This window comes from Luteimonas granuli (genome assembly GCF_007795095.1).
Taxonomy (GTDB): domain Bacteria; phylum Pseudomonadota; class Gammaproteobacteria; order Xanthomonadales; family Xanthomonadaceae; genus Luteimonas; species Luteimonas granuli.
Window position 1 is genome coordinate 1747382 of the sequence record NZ_CP042218.1, and the last position, 16760, is coordinate 1764141.

The 16760-nt window shown below is 72.6% G+C and carries 19 protein-coding genes and 1 pseudogene; 12 read left to right on the forward strand and 8 right to left on the reverse strand.

What is annotated here, in order from left to right; genetic code table 11:
• Positions 1-24: 24 nt before the first annotated feature.
• Together rsmG and FPZ22_RS08005 are read right to left on the reverse strand one after the other, a co-directional pair.
• Positions 25-666, reverse strand: a complete 642-nt coding sequence (gene rsmG / locus FPZ22_RS08000; RefSeq protein WP_246120671.1) for a 16S rRNA (guanine(527)-N(7))-methyltransferase RsmG — start codon at positions 664-666, stop codon at positions 25-27.
• A gap of 8 nt (positions 667-674) precedes the next feature.
• Positions 675-1271 carry a 4'-phosphopantetheinyl transferase family protein gene (locus tag FPZ22_RS08005; protein ID WP_144891967.1) on the reverse strand — a complete coding sequence of 199 codons (597 nt, stop codon included), beginning with the start codon at positions 1269-1271 and terminating at the stop codon, positions 675-677.
• 63 nt (positions 1272-1334) lie between these two features.
• Between FPZ22_RS08005 and FPZ22_RS08010 the strand changes: the two genes are divergently transcribed.
• Both FPZ22_RS08010 and FPZ22_RS08015 read left to right on the forward strand, forming a co-directional pair.
• The gene (locus FPZ22_RS08010) at positions 1335-2711 is read left to right on the forward strand and encodes an AMP-binding protein (protein ID WP_144891969.1); all 1377 of its coding nucleotides are present in this window, start codon (positions 1335-1337) and stop codon (positions 2709-2711) included.
• A 94-nt stretch (positions 2712-2805) separates the two neighbouring features.
• The gene (locus tag FPZ22_RS08015) at positions 2806-3063 is read left to right on the forward strand and encodes a GlsB/YeaQ/YmgE family stress response membrane protein (protein ID WP_144891971.1); all 258 of its coding nucleotides are present in this window, start codon (positions 2806-2808) and stop codon (positions 3061-3063) included.
• A 4-nt stretch (positions 3064-3067) separates the two neighbouring features.
• Here the strand turns inward: FPZ22_RS08015 and xth are convergent, their stop codons facing one another.
• The gene (gene xth / locus FPZ22_RS08020; protein ID WP_144891972.1) at positions 3068-3841 is read right to left on the reverse strand and encodes an exodeoxyribonuclease III; all 774 of its coding nucleotides are present in this window, start codon (positions 3839-3841) and stop codon (positions 3068-3070) included.
• Positions 3842-3876: 35 nt separating this feature from the next.
• The gene (locus FPZ22_RS08025) at positions 3877-4803 is read right to left on the reverse strand and encodes a hypothetical protein (protein WP_144891974.1); all 927 of its coding nucleotides are present in this window, start codon (positions 4801-4803) and stop codon (positions 3877-3879) included.
• Between the two features lie 111 nt (positions 4804-4914).
• Here FPZ22_RS08025 and FPZ22_RS08030 point away from each other — a divergent pair, with 111 nt between their 5' ends.
• Positions 4915-5457: a gamma carbonic anhydrase family protein gene (locus tag FPZ22_RS08030; protein ID WP_144891976.1), complete on the forward strand. Its 543-nt coding sequence runs from the start codon at positions 4915-4917 to the stop codon at positions 5455-5457.
• Positions 5458-5557: 100 nt separating this feature from the next.
• Here the strand turns inward: FPZ22_RS08030 and aroE are convergent, their stop codons facing one another.
• The 3 genes from aroE to FPZ22_RS08045 form a co-directional block, all read right to left on the reverse strand.
• Entirely contained in the window at positions 5558-6397 is an 840-nt protein-coding gene (aroE, locus tag FPZ22_RS08035; protein WP_144891978.1) for a shikimate dehydrogenase, read from the reverse strand.
• Positions 6398-6538: 141 nt separating this feature from the next.
• The gene (hemB, locus tag FPZ22_RS08040) at positions 6539-7528 is read right to left on the reverse strand and encodes a porphobilinogen synthase (RefSeq protein WP_144891980.1); all 990 of its coding nucleotides are present in this window, start codon (positions 7526-7528) and stop codon (positions 6539-6541) included.
• A 10-nt stretch (positions 7529-7538) separates the two neighbouring features.
• Positions 7539-8627, reverse strand: a complete 1089-nt coding sequence (locus FPZ22_RS08045; RefSeq protein WP_246120672.1) for a chorismate transformation FkbO/Hyg5 family protein — start codon at positions 8625-8627, stop codon at positions 7539-7541.
• A 90-nt stretch (positions 8628-8717) separates the two neighbouring features.
• Here FPZ22_RS08045 and FPZ22_RS08050 point away from each other — a divergent pair, with 90 nt between their 5' ends.
• The 9 genes and pseudogenes from FPZ22_RS08050 to fabG all read left to right on the forward strand — a co-directional run bounded on the left by FPZ22_RS08050 (position 8718) and on the right by fabG (position 16105).
• Entirely contained in the window at positions 8718-8987 is a 270-nt protein-coding gene (locus FPZ22_RS08050) for a phosphopantetheine-binding protein (protein ID WP_144891982.1), read from the forward strand.
• 11 nt (positions 8988-8998) lie between these two features.
• Positions 8999-9691 carry a COG4648 family protein gene (locus tag FPZ22_RS08055; protein ID WP_144891984.1) on the forward strand — a complete coding sequence of 231 codons (693 nt, stop codon included), beginning with the start codon at positions 8999-9001 and terminating at the stop codon, positions 9689-9691.
• A gap of 60 nt (positions 9692-9751) precedes the next feature.
• Entirely contained in the window at positions 9752-10504 is a 753-nt protein-coding gene (locus FPZ22_RS08060) for a lysophospholipid acyltransferase family protein (RefSeq protein ID WP_168199025.1), read from the forward strand.
• 16 nt (positions 10505-10520) lie between these two features.
• Entirely contained in the window at positions 10521-10799 is a 279-nt protein-coding gene (locus FPZ22_RS08065; RefSeq protein WP_144891989.1) for an ApeI family dehydratase, read from the forward strand.
• A pseudogene (locus FPZ22_RS08070) lies at positions 10796-11823 on the forward strand (LpxL/LpxP family acyltransferase). Before FPZ22_RS08065 ends, FPZ22_RS08070 begins: the two are co-directional and overlap by 4 nt.
• Positions 11769-12428: a LolA-related protein gene (locus tag FPZ22_RS08075; RefSeq protein WP_168199026.1), complete on the forward strand. Its 660-nt coding sequence runs from the start codon at positions 11769-11771 to the stop codon at positions 12426-12428. Before FPZ22_RS08070 ends, FPZ22_RS08075 begins: the two are co-directional and overlap by 55 nt.
• Positions 12425-14860, forward strand: coding sequence for an MMPL family transporter (locus tag FPZ22_RS08080; RefSeq protein WP_144891995.1), 2436 nt, complete (start codon positions 12425-12427; stop codon positions 14858-14860). Before FPZ22_RS08075 ends, FPZ22_RS08080 begins: the two co-directional genes overlap by 4 nt.
• Positions 14857-15303 carry a hotdog family protein gene (locus tag FPZ22_RS08085; protein ID WP_144891997.1) on the forward strand — a complete coding sequence of 149 codons (447 nt, stop codon included), beginning with the start codon at positions 14857-14859 and terminating at the stop codon, positions 15301-15303. Before FPZ22_RS08080 ends, FPZ22_RS08085 begins: the two co-directional genes overlap by 4 nt.
• A 7-nt stretch (positions 15304-15310) precedes the next feature.
• On the forward strand, positions 15311-16105 hold the full coding sequence (fabG, locus tag FPZ22_RS08090) for a 3-oxoacyl-ACP reductase FabG (RefSeq protein ID WP_144891999.1): 795 nt from the start codon (positions 15311-15313) through the stop codon (positions 16103-16105).
• Positions 16106-16120: 15 nt separating this feature from the next.
• On the opposite strand, the gene FPZ22_RS08095 is transcribed toward fabG, so the two are convergent.
• Positions 16121-16729, reverse strand: coding sequence for a DUF1294 domain-containing protein (locus FPZ22_RS08095; protein ID WP_144892001.1), 609 nt, complete (start codon positions 16727-16729; stop codon positions 16121-16123).
• Between the last annotated feature and the right edge of the window lie 31 nt (positions 16730-16760).

The window sequence follows — 16760 nt, forward strand, 5'->3', positions numbered from 1 at the left end:
CGGAACCCCCGGCCGGGTCGGTGATTATGCCCCGGCGGGCGCCGTGCGGCCCACCACCACCAGATGGCGCTCCGCGGCCAGCCCCGGGACGGCCAGCGGATGCACGGCCTCGACCCGCCAGCCCGGGGGCAGGTCGGCGATCTCCGCATCCGGGCGAGCACCCTTCATCGCCAGCAGGCGACCGCCCGGCGCGAGCAGGTGCCCGCCTACCGTCACGAGGTCGGCCAGCGTGGCCATCGCGCGTGCGGTGATCGCATCGAAGGCACCAGGCATGTCCAGCGCCTCGGCGCGGGACTCGGCCACGCGCACGTTGGCCAGGCCGAGGGTGCGCACGGCCTCGCGCAGGAAGCGCGCCTTCTTGCCGTTCGACTCCACCAGGGTCACCTGCAGCTCCGGCAGGGCGATCGCCAGCGGGATCCCGGGCAGGCCGGCGCCGGTGCCGAGGTCGGCCAGGCGGGCGACGCCGCGCACATGCGCGTGCATGGACAGCGAGTCGAGCAGATGCAGGGTCACCATCTCGCCGGGGTCGCGGATGGCGGTGAGGTTGTAGGTGCGGTTCCAGCGCGCCAGCAGTTCGAGGTAGCGGCGCAGCGGCGCGGCCAGCGATGCGTCGAGGCCGAGCGCGGCGAGGCCCGCGTCCAGCGCGGCGTGCGGAGGGGTGTGCATGGGGGCCATTATCGGCTCCAGCGCGCCCGCCAGGCCACGGTGGCCAGGTAGTCCGGCGCCGGCCGGAAGGTTTCCAGGCTCCAGTCCTCGGGCATCCCGAGCACCGGGTCGCAGGCGGCCAGACGCCAGTTCCCCTGTTCGCAGGCGAACTCCAGCCGGTGCAGGCCGAAGGACAGGCCCTGGCCGTGCGCCTTCAGCACCGCTTCCTTGGCGCACCACAGGCTCACGAAAGCGGCCTCGCGGCCGGCAGCGGGCAGCGCCGCCAGCGCCGCGGCTTCGCCCGGGGCGAAGAAGCGCTCGGCGAGCACCAGCGCCCTGGGCCTGGGCCGCTTCACCTCCAGGTCGATGCCCACGCGCAGCCCATGCGCCAGCGCCATCAGCAGACCCTCGCCGCTGTGGCTCCAACTGGTGTCCCAGCCCGCATGCTCGCCGCCCAGCAACGGTCGCCCCTGCCGGCTGCGGCTGATCTCGAGCGCGCCCGGCGGTGTCCCGAGTTCGTCCGCGAGCCACTCGCGGGCCAGCGGTTCGGCGCGTTCGCCGTGGCGGTAGGGCCGCCAGGCGCAGCGGACGGGGCCGACCTGGAGCTGGCCTGCGGCGAGAGGCATCGGTGCGGAGTTCCTGTCCCGGCGGTGGGCGGCCAGCGTAAAGTAAGGAGGAGAATGGAGCGCATGTCGGCAGTCATCAACGTCCAGGGACAGCCCGCCGGCTGCGGCGCGGCCTCGCTGCTCGCCGCGGGACCCGCCGGCCGGCCGGTCGCCTTCGGTGGCGCCGGCGGCGTCGTGCTGGAGGATTTCCTGGCCGAGGTGCGGGGCGTGGCCGCGCTGCTTCCGGATCGTCCTTTCGCCGTGAACCTGTGCGAGGACCGCTACCGCTTCCTGGTCGCCTTCGCCGCGGCCGCGATCCGCGGCCAGGTCACCCTGCTGCCGCCTTCGCGCACGCGCGCGGCGATCGACGAGGTCCGTGCCCACCATCCCGACAGCTACTGCCTGGGCGATGTCGACGCCTGCGGTTGCGAGGCCATCGCGCCGGTCCCGCACTACCTGCGCCTGCCCGACGTGCTGCCGCGCAGGGAGGGCGATGCGCCGCGGGTGGCCGATGCCGCCACGGTCGCCATCGGCTACACCTCCGGCAGCACGGGGATGCCGAAGGCCAATCCCAAGACCTGGGGGAGCTTCGCCACCAGCACCGCGCAGAACATGGTCGCGCTCGCCGGACTCCTGCCCGCCGGTGCCACGGCGCACGTGGTCGCCACTGTCCCGCCCCAGCACATGTACGGCATGGAGATGTCGGTGCTGCTGCCGCTGGCCGGCGGCGTGGCGGTGCACGAGGCGCGCCCCTTCTTCCCGGTGGACATCGCCGCCGCCCTGGCCGAAGCGCCGGTGCCCCCGCTGCTGGTGACCACGCCGGTACACCTGCGCGCCCTGGTCGAATCCGGCGTGGCGCTGCCGCCGCTGTCCGGCATCGCCACCTCGACCGCGCCGCTGCCGCCGGCGCTGGCCGCGGCCGCGGAGGCCGCCTTCGGCTGCGAGGTGCGCGAGCTGTTCGGCTCCACCGAGACCTGCATCCTCGCCCGCCGGCGTACCGCCAGCGAAGACGCGTGGACCCTGCTGCCGGGCATCGAGCTGCAGCCGCAGCCGGACGGCACCCTGGTGCATGCCGCGCACCTGGGCGCGCCGGTGGTGCTGGCCGACATCGTCGAACTGCTGCCCGGCGGCCGGTTCCGCCTGTGCGGACGCCAGTCCGACCTGCTGGAGATCGCCGGCAAGCGCGCATCGCTCGGCGACCTCGGCCACCGTCTGCTGGCCATTCCCGGCGTGGTCGATGCCGCCCTCGTGCAACTCGAGCCCGACGCCTGCGGCGTGCGCAGGCTGGCCGCGGCCGTGGTCGCTCCGGGCCTGGACGAAGCCGGGGTGCGCGAGGCGCTGCGCCGGGCCATCGACCCGGTGTTCCTTCCGCGACCGCTGCGACTCGTGGAAGCGCTGCCGCGCAACGAGACCGGAAAGCTGCCGCGCGCGGCGCTGCTGGAGCTGCTGTCGGGGACCTGACGGCCTCCGCGGACCGCCGACGCGGCCATCACGATCCGGTCCCCAGACTGGCGTCCGCGCCGATCCGGCGAGGAACGCTCGGAGGACAGGACCCATGAACTTCATCATCTACCTGATCGTCGGCGGCATCGCCGGCTGGCTGGCCAGTCTCATCATGCGCACCGACGGGCAGCAGGGGCTTCTGCTCAACATCATCGTCGGCATCATCGGCGGATTCCTCGGCGGCTGGCTGCTGCCGGCGATCGGCCTGGGCCTGGGTGGCGGCTGGCTGGGCTTCCTGATCACCGCGCTGATCGGCGCGATCGTCCTGCTCGCGATCGTGAATCTGTTCCGGCGCGGCAGCGTGCGCTGACGGCTCAGCCGCCGAGCTGGACCCAGGCGGGAGCGTGGTCGCTTGGGCGCTCCCAGGTGCGGGGTTCGCGATCGATGCCGGAGGCGACGGCCGAACCCAGCACCGCGTCGGACACCAGGGTCAGGTCGATGCGCAGCCCCATGTCGCGGCGGAAGGCCGCCTGCCGGTAGTCCCACCAGCTGAACACCCCGCCCTCCTGGCTGTGCAGGCGGAAGGCGTCGTGCAGGCCGAGGTCGAGCAGGGCCTTGAGGGCGGCACGCTCCTCGGTGGAGGTCAGGATGTGGCCGTCGTGCCAGATCGCGGGGTCGTGCACATCGCGTTCGTCGGGCGCGATGTTGAAGTCGCCCAGCACGACCATCGCCGGATGCCGCCGCAGCTCGTCGGCGAGCCAGTCGCGCACGGCGGCCAGCCAGCGCAGCTTGTAGGCGTATTTTTCCGTGCCCACGGCCTGGCCGTTGACCACGTAGAGGTTGACGATGCGGAGGTCGCCCACGGTGGCCGCGATCACCCGCTTCTGCTCGTCCGCGAAGCCCGGGATGCCGTACTGCACGTCGCCGATGGCCTGGTCGCGGGCGAGGATCGCGACGCCGTTGTAGGTCTTCTGGCCCAGGAAGACGCTGCGATAACCGAGCTCGGCCAGGGCGCCGTCGGGGAAGCGCTCGTCGTCGAGCTTGGTCTCCTGCAGGCCGACGATGTCCGGTGCGGACGCCGCGAGCCACTGCTGCAGGTGGGGCATGCGGACGTTGAGGGAGTTGACGTTCCAGCTGGCGATTTTCATGGGTGAAGCAAATCCTTCGGTTCTGTTGTCCGGCCTCAGAGGTTGAAGGACGGCGCGTACCCGTCGGCGAAGCCGTATGTCACCGGGATGCGTACCACGCGCGGGGTTTCGCCGTCGAAAGGCTCGAATTCGTAAACGCGCGCGCAATGCGCAAGCTTCTCCATCGCCACGGGGTTGCCGGAGAAGCTTTCCGGAACCACCCTGCCTATCCGGCCGCTGGGCAGCACTTCCATGAGATAGACGACGCTGGCGGCGGTGACGCCCTTCATGCGAAGCGGCTTGCAGGAGCCGACGCGCTTCAGTCGCAATTCACCCGGTTCCTTCGGTGCGAACACACTTTGCTCCGCCTTCATCCGGCCGTGGATGCGCTCGGCCACTTCGTTCCTGTAACGGGTGACATAGGTGGAAAGGTCCTCGTCGATCAGCGCCCGGTCCAGCCGTGGCCGGGCCTTCCTCCAGGCCTGTTCCGCGCGCAGCAGCAGGTCGGCGTTGTAGCCCGCGCTTTCGAACTGGGTGCGTTCCTTGTTCATGTAGACCTTCCCGACGTTCTTCAGGAAGTACAGGTAGACCTGCGTCCACTTCATCGCCTCGCGTGCTTCGCCTTCGGCCAGCGCCATTTCGGCCAGGTCCGCATAGGTGGACAGGCGCCCAGCCTCTGCGCTGCGCACGAGCAGCTCGCGCGCCTTGGCCGTGTCCTTCGGCAGCAGGTTGCCGGGGAGGTCGGGGCCATGGCGGTACAGCTGGCCCATGGTGTGTATGTCGTTCGTGCAGTGGGCGAGCGTGGACGCCTTCTGGAAGCCGTCCAACGCAGCGGCACGCAGGTGCGCGGGCGCTGCGGGGTCGAACACGTCCATGTGAGGGGTCGCATGACCGGGATCGAAGAACTGGTGGCATTTCGGCAGCGGGTCGCCTTCATCGGCATGGCAGGCGAAGCTTGCCGCCAGGGTGGCGAGCAGCAGCATCCGGTTCCATTTCCTCATTCCATCCCCTCCCTGTCGTGAATGCCGCGACGAGCGTCCGTGGCGGGCGCCCATGCCGCTGGCGCCCCCGTGCCTCCGGGCTAGAATCGCTCCATGGCCAACAATATCCGACCCTGGCGCGGCACGCTGCCGACCCTCGGCGCCCGCGTCTACGTCGACCCCGCCGCCACCGTCATCGGCGACGTGGTGATCGGCGACGACAGTTCGATCTGGCCCGGTACCGTGGTCCGCGGCGACGTCAACTTCGTGCGCATCGGCGCGCGCTGCAACCTGCAGGACGGCACCATCGTCCACGTCAGCCACCGTGGCCCGCATTCGCGCATGGACGGCTACCCGACCCTGATCGGCGACGACGTCACCATCGGCCACGGCGCGATCGTCCATGCCTGCACGATCGGCCACGGCGCACTGGTCGGCATGGGCGCGACGGTGATGGACGGGGTCGTGGTCGAGGACCACGGCTACGTCGGCGCCGGCGCGCTGGTGACGCCGGGCAAGGTGGTGCGCAGCCGCGAGCTGTGGCTGGGCAACCCCGCGAAAATGGTGCGCGTGCTCGACGACGCGGCCGTCGAGGGGCTGCTGTACAGCGCTGCGCACTATGTGCGCCTGAAGGACGAGTACCTCGCCGCCGGCTGACGCTGCGCGCCCGGTCCGTGCCCTGTAGGAGCTACAGCTGCGACCATCGTTCGCTCGCGGACGGGATGGTGCGGGTCGCAGTGAGGCGGGGGATGGGGCGTCAGTCGGCGGTCACGAGGTGCGAATGCTCCGCGCGCAGTTCGCCGTAGATCTCGTCGGTCTCCGGCCGGACGCCGTGCCAGCGCGCGAACGACAGCGCCGCCTGCTCGACCAGCATCCCCAGGCCGTCGACCACGGCGTAGGCGCCGCTGGCGCGGCCCCAGGCGAGGAAGGGCACCGCCGCCTCGCCGTAGTTGAGGTCGACCGCGGCCATGCGCCGGCCGACCAGCGAACGCGGCAGCGCCGGCAGGTCGCCGCTGCGCGCCGCCGACGTGGCATTGACCACCAGCTCGAACTCGCCCAGCGAGCCGATGTCGTCCAGGTGTCGCGGATGCACGCGTCCGGGCTGGCCGAGCAGGTCGGCCAGCGCGTCGGCGCGGCTGGGCGTGCGGTTGACGATGAAGAGGTCGCCGATCCCGGCGTCCAGCAGGGCCGGGGCGACCCCGCGCGCGGCTCCGCCGGCGCCGATCAGCAGGGTGCGGCGGGCGCGCAGGTCCAGCGCATGGCGTCCGGTGAGGTCGCGCACCAGGCCTTCGCCGTCGGTGTTGTCGCCGTGCCACTGCTCGCCGTTGCGGACCAGGGTGTTGACCGCGCCGGCACGGCGGGCCCGTTCGGTCACGTCGGCGCAGAGCGCGAGCGCTTCCTGTTTCAGGGGCAGGGTGACATTGGCGCCGGCGCCGCCACGGGCGGCGAATTCCGCCAGGCGCGTCCGGAAAACGCCGATGTCGGCGTCGATGGCCTGGTAGTCGATGGCGATCCCGGTCTCGCGGCCGAAGGCGGCGTGGATGCGCGGCGACAGGGAGTGCGCCACCGGATGCCCGAACACGGCGTAGTGCTTCATGACTGCCTCCGAAGCCTGGCGGCGCGGGGCGCGCCGCCCTCTCCGGGCCAGTCTACGCCTCGCCGGTGTCGCGCATCTGCAGGAGCGGCCGATGATCGCGGCCATGGCCGCTCCCACGCGAGCCGCCCTTGCGGCGGGACGTCAGCGGTCGCGCAGCCAGCGCGCGGCGTCGAGCGCGAAGTAGGTCAGCACGCCGTCGGCGCCCGCGCGCTTGAAGCCCAGCAGGGCCTCCATCGCGCATTCGCGCTCGTCCAGCCAGCCGTTGGCGGCGGCGGCCTTGAGCATCGCGTACTCGCCGCTGACCTGGTAGGCGAAGGTCGGCACGCCGAAGGCGTCCTTCACCTGGCGCACGACGTCGAGGTAGGGCATGCCGGGCTTCACCATCACCATGTCGGCGCCCTCGTCGAGGTCGGCGGCGACTTCGCGCAGGGCCTCGTCGACGTTGCCCGGATCCATCTGGTAGGTGCGCTTGTCGGCCTTGCCCAGCGCCGCGGCGGAACCGACGGCGTCGCGGAACGGGCCGTAGAAGGCCGAGGCGTACTTGGCGGCGTAGGCGAGGATCCGCACGTGGACGTGGCCGGCTTCCTCCAGCGCCACGCGGATCGCGCCGATGCGGCCATCCATCATGTCGCTGGGCGCGACCACGTCGGCGCCGGCGCGCGCGTGCGACAGCGCCTGCTTCACCAGGGCCTCGACGGTGACATCGTTCAGCACGTAGCCGCCGTCGTCGACGATGCCGTCCTGGCCGTGGCTGGTGTAGGGGTCCAGCGCGACGTCGGTGATCACGCCCAGCTCCGGGAAGCGCGTCTTCAGCGCCCGCACCGCGCGCTGGCACAGGCCGTCGTCGTTCCAGGCGGCGGCGGCGTCGAGCGACTTGGCCTCCGGCGCGGTCACGGGGAACAGCGCCAGTGCGGGAACGCCGAGTTCGCTCGCCTGCTCGGCCTCGCGCAGCAGCTCGTCGATCGACAGGCGCTCGATGCCGGGCATCGACGGCACCGCGGCGCGGCCGTCGGGCTCGTGCACGAACACGGGGTAGATGAGGTCGTCGACGGTCAGCGTGTGCTCGCGCATCAGGCGGCGCGAGAACGCGTCGCGACGCATGCGCCGGAAGCGGGTGTCTGGGTAGGCCATGGCGGCCATTCTACGCCCCGTGCACCCCGTCGATCTCCACCGCCAGCTCCCGCCGGCAGATCGCCGCATGCAGCAGCAGCCGCGGCACGGCGTCGCCGAAGCGTCGGTCGAGCGCCTCGGCCACCAGCGGCAGATCGCGGGCGTCGCGGACGTAGACCTTGAGCCGGGTGCCGCCGCCGAAGCGCGGCGGAAGCGTCGGGTCGTGCATGCGTGCGGCGCCGACCAGGGCGTCGAAGTTGGCGAAGGTCTCGTCGAGCTGGGCCAGCAGCTCGCCGTCGTGCATCGAGGTGTGACCGATGATCGCCGCGGTGCCGGAAAGCAGCAGCGGCATGGCGCCTCCGGTCGGCGGCAGCATGGCGCGCGCGAAGCTGGGCGGCTGCGGACCGTACTGGCGCGGGTAGCGATAGGCGCTGAGCTGGCGAGGGTTTTCCACCGGGGTGCCCGGCGTCACCGAGGCCAGCCAGTACACCTGCACCACGCGCCGCCCGTCGCAGCGCCCGATGGCGGTGGCCGCGGGCAGGCTGCGTACGTCGAAGGCGCCGAGCCCGCGCGCGCGGCCGACGCAGAAGGCGCGGTAGCGTTCGTCGTCGCCTTCGCCGAAGGTGATCGCGTCCAGGTAGTTCCAGATCCGCAGCAGGTGCGGAGTGCGGCTGCCGGAGGTGAACTCCGACAGCCTGGCGTAGGCGCGGCGCGCGGCCTCGCCGATGCCGTCTCCGTCTTCGGCGACCTCGATCGCACCGAACAGCAGCCGGCCGTCGCTGGCCCAGCGCAGGTCGCCGTCGCGGCCGCGGACGACCGGCGCCCGCGCGTGCCAGACCTCGAAGCAGGCCCGGCCATGCGGTTCCAGAGGGACGCGCAGGTAGCGCGGGTCGTCCAGCGATGCCGGAGCCGAGCCGCCGAATCCGAAGACCGCCAGCACGTCGTCGCCGTCCAGCAGCGGTGCGGGCGAGTCCGCCGCGACGTACTCGACCGCGAGCCGCGGCCCGCCGGCGGGCGCCGCGGGGCCGCCGTCGATCGCCGGGACGTCGCAGGCGGCGGCCGGCGGGGAGGCGGGGATGTCTGCTGCAGGGTCGTGCATTTCGCGGCGCGCGGCGGCCATGCGATCATCGGAGGCCGTGCATGATAGCGTGCGCCGGCGTCCCCGCCGGCCCGCGGCAGGCACGTCCACCGTCGCCACGGAAGCCCGCGCATGACCAGCATCCAGTCCCCCGCCGAACGCGAACTCGCAGAACTCCTGGTCGAGGCCCTGAGCCTGGACGAGGTCGATCCGGCCTCGATCGATCCCGAGGCGCCGCTGTTCAACGCCGGCCTGGGCCTGGATTCCATCGATGCGCTGGAGCTGGCGCTGGCGGTGGGCAAGCGCTATGGCTTCCAGCTGCGCTCGGACAACGAAGAGAACCGCCGCATCTTCGCCTCGCTGCGCGCGCTGTCCGCGCACGTCGAAGCCAACCGCGCCTGAGGCCCATCGCGGTGCCGGCCCTGGGCCTGGCCTTCACGGTGGCGATGGCGGTGGCCTACGCCGCGCTCGCACACGTCGCCAGCGCGACGCAGGACGACCGTTACGCCTACGCCGCACTGCTCAGCCTGGTGGCGATGATGCTGGCCGCCGGCCTGCTGGCCCGCCGAGCCTGGGCCTGGGTGGCGTTGCCGCTGGCGCTGGCGGCCTGCCACCTGCTGTACCGCTCGGGGCAGGCCGGGCTGCCGCTGCTGCTGGCGCCGGTGGCCTTCGTGGCCGCGGTGGCCTGGCTGTTCGCGCGCAGCCTGTGGTCGCCGCATGGCGCACTGATCACCCGCATCGTCGCCGCGCTCGACGGCACCACGCCGGCGACCCTGGCCCCGGACCTGCTCGCCTACAGCCGCGGCCTGACCGCGGCCTGGGCGGTGGCGCTGGCGGTGCTGGGCCTCGCCAACCTGGCGCTGGCCATGGTCGCGGAGCCGGGCGGGCTGTTGGACAGCCTCGGCCTGCGCGGGCCGGTGACGATCACCCGCGAGCAGTGGTCGCTGTTCGCGAACATCCTCACCTACGGCATCGTCGGCGGCTTCTTCGCAATCGAGTTCGCGTACCGCAAGCGCCGCTTCCCGGGCCGCCACGGCAGCTTCGCCGGGTTCGTGCGGCAGATGGTGGGGCTGGGGCCGGCGTTCTGGCGCGACTTCCTCCGCTGAACATGGGGGAGGGGCATGCCCATTGGGTATGCTTCGCCCATGCAGCAGCGCGTCGAAAACATGGAAGTGGCCGAACCGGCCGCGCTCCGGCTGGCCTGGGCCGCGCACAACGCCGTCGGCTTCGCCTTCACCCTGCTCTGGACGGCCGCCTGGATCAGCCTGGCGCTTCTTGTCCTGGTGCTCACTGGACGCCGCGATATCGCGCTGCGCATGGCCGCGCGCTGCTGGGCGCCCGGACTGCTCGGCGGAGCGGGCGCGAAGCTCGACGTCGAGGGAGCCGACGCCATCGACTGGTCGCGGCCCTACCTGCTGGTCTGCAACCACCAGTCGGTGATCGACATCTGCGCGCTGTTCCGCGCGGTGCCGGTGCCGCTGCACTTCCTGCTCAAGCAGGAGATGACGAAGGTTCCGTTCGTGGGCTGGTACGCGCGCGCCTGCGGCATGCTGTTCATCGAGCGCGACAATCCGCGCGCGGGGCCCCGCCTGCGCCGTGAGGCCGCCGCGCTGCTGTGCGAGGGCGGCACGCTGTGCCTGTTCCCCGAAGGCACGCGCAGCCGCACCGGCGCGGTGGCGTCGTTCAAGGGCGGCGCCTTCCAGTCGGCGATCGACGCCGGCGTGCCGGTGCTGCCGGTGGCGATCGACGGCGCCGGCGCGGTGCTGCCGCCCGACGGTTTCCGCGTGCGCGCGGGGGTGATCCGGGTGCGCTTCGGAGCGCCGCTGGACACCGCCGGCGCCGGCGGTGCGTCCGGTCGCCAGGCGCTGGCCGACGCCGCCCATGCCGCGGTGGTCGCCCTGCTGCAGCGGGCGACCTGAGGAGTCCGCGCGGTCCATGGAGTTCGTTGTCGGGCACGACCATCCCAGTCTTCCGGGCCACTTCCCGGGCCGGCCGCTGGTGCCCGGCGTGCTCGTGCTCGACCATGTGCTGGCGGCCATCGAGCTCCGGCACGGCCCGCTCGGTGCGCTGCGCCTGCCGCAGGTGAAGTTCGCCAGCCCGCTGCTGCCCGGCGAGGCCGCGCGCGTGGAGCTCGAGGGCGGGGCGCCGCGCTGGCGCTTCCGGGTCCTGCGCGACGCGACGCTCATCGCATCCGGCGAGGTCGTGCAGTCATGAGCGGGAGCTGGAAGCAGCGCCGCGAGGGCGGCGGCCTGTTCGCGCTGTCGCTGCTGCGCAGCCTGAGCCTGCGCGGCGGCCGCGGCCTGGCGCGCCTGCTGCTGTATCCGATCACCCTGTATTTCCTGGTCCGCCGCGCCGAGGAACGCCGCGATTCGCGCGCCTACCTCGCCCGCGTGCTCGGCCGCCCCGCGCGCCTGCGCGATGTCGCGCGACACATCCACACCTTCGCCGCCACCATCCTCGACCGCGTGTTCCTGCTCGGCGGGGACATGCACCGCTTCGACATCCGCGTCAGCGGCCTTGATACGCTGCACGCCGCGCTCGATCGCGGCCAGGGCGTGCTGGTGTTCGGCTCGCACCTGGGGAGCTTCGAAGTGCTGCGCGTCCTCGGCCGGCAGCGGCCGGAGCAGAAGATCCGCGTGGTCCTGGACAAGGCGCACAGTCCGGCCGTCACGCAGCTGCTCGACGCGCTCAACCCCGAGATCGCGGCCTCGGTGATCGACGCCGGCCAGGACGGCCCGGCGATCATGTTCGAGATCCAGAAGGCGGCGTCCGAGGGTGCCCTGGTGGCGCTGCTGGTCGACCGCACGCAGCCCGGCGAAGCGTCGACGGAGGCCCCGTTCCTCGGGACCGGGGCGCAGTTCCCGGTGGCCCCGTGGCTGCTGGCGGCGGTGCTGAAGGTGCCGGTGCAGCTGGCCTTCGGCCTGTACCGCGGCGGCAACCGCTACGATCTCGTGTTCGAGCCCTTCAGCGACGGCATCGACATCCCGCGACGAGAGCGCGCGACGGCGGTGCCGGCGCTCATCCGGCGTTATGCGGCGCGGCTCGAACATCACGTGTGCGATGCGCCGTTCAACTGGTTCAACTTCTACGACTTCTGGGGCGACCGTGAGCACAGCCGAAGCCAGCAGGACGCCATGCCGTGCGACGACAGGCCGGACGCGTCCGCACCGCAGGGACAGGCGCATTCCAGTCGCTCGCCGGACGTGGCCGTGGGCAGGCCTGCTGCTGGCGGCGATGACGCTGTCCTCGGCCGCGCAGCCGGCGGCGGTCGATAGCGCCTGGATCCTGGAGCGGCTGGCGCGACCCGCACCCGTGCGCACCCCGTTCGTGGAGCTGCGCGGGTCGGCCCTGCTCAAGGCGCCGCTGCGGATCGAGGGCGAGTACGCGCGTCCCGATGACGCGACCCTGGTGCGCGAGGTGCGTGCGCCCTACGCCGAGACCACCACCATCCGCGGCGACGAGGCCACCGTCGCCCGCGAGGGCCGCAGGCCGCGCACGTTCGCACTGTCGCGCGCGCCGGAGCTCGCGGGGCTGCAGGCCAGCTTCGGCGCGCTGCTTGCCGGCGACGCCGCGGCGCTGGGCCGCGACTACGGCATCGAGGCCAGTGGCGCGCGCGAAGACTGGACCCTGGTGCTGGTGCCGCGCGAGGCCGCGCTGGCCACCAGCGTCCGCGACATCACCCTGCGCGGCCGCGGGGCCGAACTGCGCTGCATCGAAACCCGGCCGGTGGAGGGCGAACCCCAGCGCACCCTGCTCGCCGGAGCCGCGCGCGCCGCGATCGCCGAGGGCGACGCGGCAGACCACGAGGCCCTGTGCCGCGACCCCGGCGCCGCGGCGCGATGAGCCCGGCGCGCCGCACCGCGCTCGCCCTGCTCTGGCTGGCCGCGCTGCTGGCCGCGGGCTGGGCCATCGGCCAGCGGCTGGAGCTTAGCGGCGACCTGCGGCGCTTCATGCCGGAGCCGCGCACGCCCGCGCAGGCGCTGCTCGTGGACGAACTGGGCGACGGCCCCGGTTCGCGGCTGCTGCTGCTGTCGCTCTCCGGCGCGGATCCGGAGACGCTGGCGGATCAGTCGAGGGCGCTGGCCGCGACGCTGGCCGGAAACCCGGACTTCGAGTTCGTCGCCAACGGCGCCGATGCCGGCCTCGAGGCGGTGCCGGAGTCGCTGCGCCCCTACCGCTACCTGCTCTCGCCGACGCTCGACCACCGTCGCCTGGACGCGGAATACCTGGGCGAACAGTTCGATGAACGCCTGCAGGACCTTGGTTCGCCGATGGCTGCGCTGGTGGAGCCCTTGCTGCCCGCGGATCCCACGCTGGAGATGCTCACCCTGGCCGAAGCCTGGCAGCCGAAGGCGGCGCCGCGACGGCTGCACGGCGTGTGGTTCGACACGGCGGGCGAAGAGGCCCTGTTGCTGGCGCAGACCCGCGCCGCGGGCTTCGACCCCAGTGCACAGCAGCGCGCGTACGACGCGGTGCATGCCGCCTTCGCCGACGTCGCAAGCGACAGCGGGGCCACGCTGCGGATGACCGGCCCGGGCGCGTTCTCGGTCGAGATCGGCGGCCGCACCGCGCGCGAGGCGCAGTGGATCGGCACCATCGACAGCATCGCGCTGATCCTGCTGCTGCTCGTCGCCTACCGCAGCTGGCGCGCACCGCTGCTGGGCGTGCTGCCGCTGGCCACGGCGGGACTCGCCGGGCTGGGCGCGGTGGCGCTGGCGTTCGAGGCGGTGCACGGCATCACCGTGGCCTTCGGCTTCACCCTGATCGGCGTGGTCCAGGACTATCCGATCCACTTCCTCAGCCAGCAGCGCGCGGGGATCAGCCCGCGCGACAACGTGCGCGCGCTGTGGCCGGCGCTGCTGACCGGCGTGGTCGCGACCTGCATCGCCTACCTGACCTTCCTGTTCTCGGGCGTGGACGGGCTGCGGCAGCTCGCGGTGTTCACCATCTCCGCGCTGGCGGCGGCGGCGCTGGCCACGCGCTACGGGCTGCCGGCGCTGGTGGATCCGGCACCGCGCGACCTGGCCGGCTCGCGCGTGCTGCAGACGCTGTGGGGAGGCATCCAGCGCCTGCCGCGGCCGCGCTGGTCGCTGCTGCTGCTGGCCGCGGCCTGCGTGACGGTGCTGGCGACCGCGCGGGGTCCGTTCTGGGAGAACGACCTGTCGAAGCTGACTCCGGTGCCGACCGAGGGCATGGCGCTGGACGCGCGCCTGCGCCAGGAGCTGGGCGCGCCGGACGTGCGCTACATCGTGGTGATGCGCGGCGCTGACGCCGACGCCGCCCTGGCCGCGACCGAAGTGCTGCACCCGCGCCTGGACGCGCTGGTCGCCGAGGGCGCGCTCGACGGCTACGACAGCGCCGCGCGCTATCTGCCCTCCGCGGCCACCCAGCGCGCGCGGCAGCGGGCGCTGCCGGCGCCAGTGGAGTTGCGCGCCGCCCTCGACGCCGCGCTGGCGGGATCCCCGTTCCGCGCGGACGCCTTCGAACCCTTCCTGGCCGACGTCGAGCGCGCACGCACCGCGGAGCCGCTGCGTCCGGCCGATCTCGCCGGGACGCCGCTGGCGGCCACGGTCGAAGGCTTGCTGCTGCAGGGCGACGGCGCCGCGTCGGCCGCCGGCGGGAGCGCGGTCGCGGAAAGCGCGGCGAACGACGGCCACACCGCCGCCGGGACGCGAGGCGCCACGGCGCTGGTCTCGCTCAGCGGCCTGGAGGACGTGGACGCCGTGGTCCGCGTCGCGGCGGACGCAGGCGGCGAGCTGCTCGACATGAAGGCGGCGTCCGAGTCGCTGGTGGCCGAATACCGCGGCCGCGTGCTCGCCGCGCTGGCGGTCGCCGCGCTGCTGCTGGCGGCGACGGTGTGGATCGCGCTGCGCTCGCCCGGACGCGTCGTGCGCGTGCTGCTGCCGATGGCGCTGACCACCCTGGTGACCCTGGCGGTGCTGCGCGGCCTCGGCGTCGAACTCAACCTGTTCCACCTGGTGGCGCTGATCCTCGCCGCCGGCCTGGGCCTGGACTATGCGCTGTTCTTCGAGCACGCCGGCGACCGCCGCGACGACCAGCTGCGCACCCTGCACGCGGTGCTGGTCTGCAGCCTGATGACCCTGCTGGTGTTCAGCCTGCTGGCGCTGTCCTCGATCCCGGTGCTGCGCGCGATCGGCGGCACGGTGGCCATCGGCGTGCTGTCGAACTTCGTGCTCGCGCTGCTGGTCTCCCGCCACGACGCCGGCGCCGGGGCGGCGCCCGATGCCGTGGAATCCGCTGGAGGAAGCTCATGATCGGCCGTGCGGAGATCCTCGCGCTGGTGCCGCACCAGGGCGCGATGTGCCTGTGGGACGACGTGCTCGAGGCCGACGCCGGGCGCATCGTCCTGCGCACCCGTACCCACCGCGATCCCGCGCACCCGCTGCGCAGCGGCGGCCGCTTGTCCGCGGTGCACCTGTGCGAGTACGGCGCACAGGCGATGGCCGTGCATGGCGGCCTGCGTGCACGCGCCTCGGACGGCCAGGTGCGCCCCGGCATGCTGGTCGCGCTGCGCGGCGTCACCCTGCACCGCGCGCGCATCGACGACCTCGAAGGCTCCCTGGAGGGCGAGGCCGAGCTGCTGCTGGAAGGCGAGGCCAGCCAGCAGTACGTCTTCCGCGTCCACCACGCCGGCCTGCTGCTGGCCGAAGGCCGTGCGGCGGTGATGCTCGCCGACGCGGCGGCGATGCCGGGATAATCGACGCATGAACCAGGACAGCACGCCCGCTCCGGACAGCCGCCCGCACCCCGCCACCGGACACGGTGGAGACGCGCGGCCTTCACGCCGCGCGCTCGTCACCGGCGGCAGCGGCGACCTCGGCGGCGCGATCTGCCGCCAGCTCGCCGCCGACGGCCTGCACGTCATCGTGCATGCCAACGGAAACCTCGCGCGCGCGCAGCAGGTGGTCGCCGGGATCGTGGATGCCGGCGGCAGCGCCGAGGCCGTGGCCTTCGACGTCGCCGACGGCGAGGCCACCAGCGCCGCGATCGCGGCGCTGCTCGAACAGGGTCCCGTGCAGGTGGTGGTCAACAACGCCGGCATCCACGACGACGCGCCCATGGCGGGCATGTCCGACGCGCAGTGGCGCCGGGTCATCGATGTCTCGCTGCACGGCTTCTTCCATGTCACGCAGCCGCTGCTGCTGCCGATGGCGCGCACCCGCTGGGGCCGCATCGTCAGCGTGTCCAGCGTCGCGGCGGTGCTCGGCAACCGCGGCCAGGCCAACTACGCCGCGGCCAAGGCCGCGCTGCACGGTGCCTCCAGGTCGCTGGCACGCGAGATGGCCAGCCGCGGCATCACCGTCAACGTGGTCGCCCCGGGCGTGGTCGCCGGGCGCATGGCCGCGGACGCGTTCCCGCCCGAGGCCGTGAAGCAGATGGTGCCTGCCGGTCGTGCCGGCACCCCGGACGAGGTCGCGGCGGTCGTGCGCTTCCTGTGTTCCGAGGCGGCGAGCTACGTCACCGGGCAGGTCATCGGCGCCAATGGCGGGATGGCCTGAAGGAAGAGTTCCCTGTCAGCCACTGACGCGCCCAACCAGGTCTGCGAGAAAACCGGACTTCTGGAGCCAGGCAGCCGCGGCCAGGTTGAGGACGACGGTAATCCAGAAGACGAGCTGGAATGACCGCTTCGCAGTCTTGTGTCGGAACTGTTGCTGGGCAATCAGCGCCCCGGGCCACCCTCCAAGCAGGTCCATGAGGTGCAGGCTGGCTTCCGGAGTGCGTTGCGCATTGCGCTGGGCCGCCACCTTGTCGGACCTGTACATGAGGTAGGACACGACGCTGAGTGCAAGATACGCCGCTACCAGGAGCCCCGGGACGAGGCCGATCGCAGCCGCAGCAATGCCGCTGACCAAGGCGCAGGCGCCAACGGCCGCCCTTGGAACGCGAGAAGGAGCTCGTGGCACTTCGATTCTCTGCCCCGCGTGACGGATCTGCCGGGCACTGGTCCGGCCTCGCTGGTCAACGCTGGGGAGGTAGGAAATCATGTCGCCGGCAACGGGCCGCCGCGAGCCACGCTGGAACTCGTTGATATGGACGAACGCGCGAGTACCGCCACCGTGGGGTACCACGAAGCCGAAGCCTTTGTCGTCGTTCCAATCCGTGATCCGACCTGCAAGTCGCATTGATGCCTCCGTCAGCGGCTTCGGCTTGAAC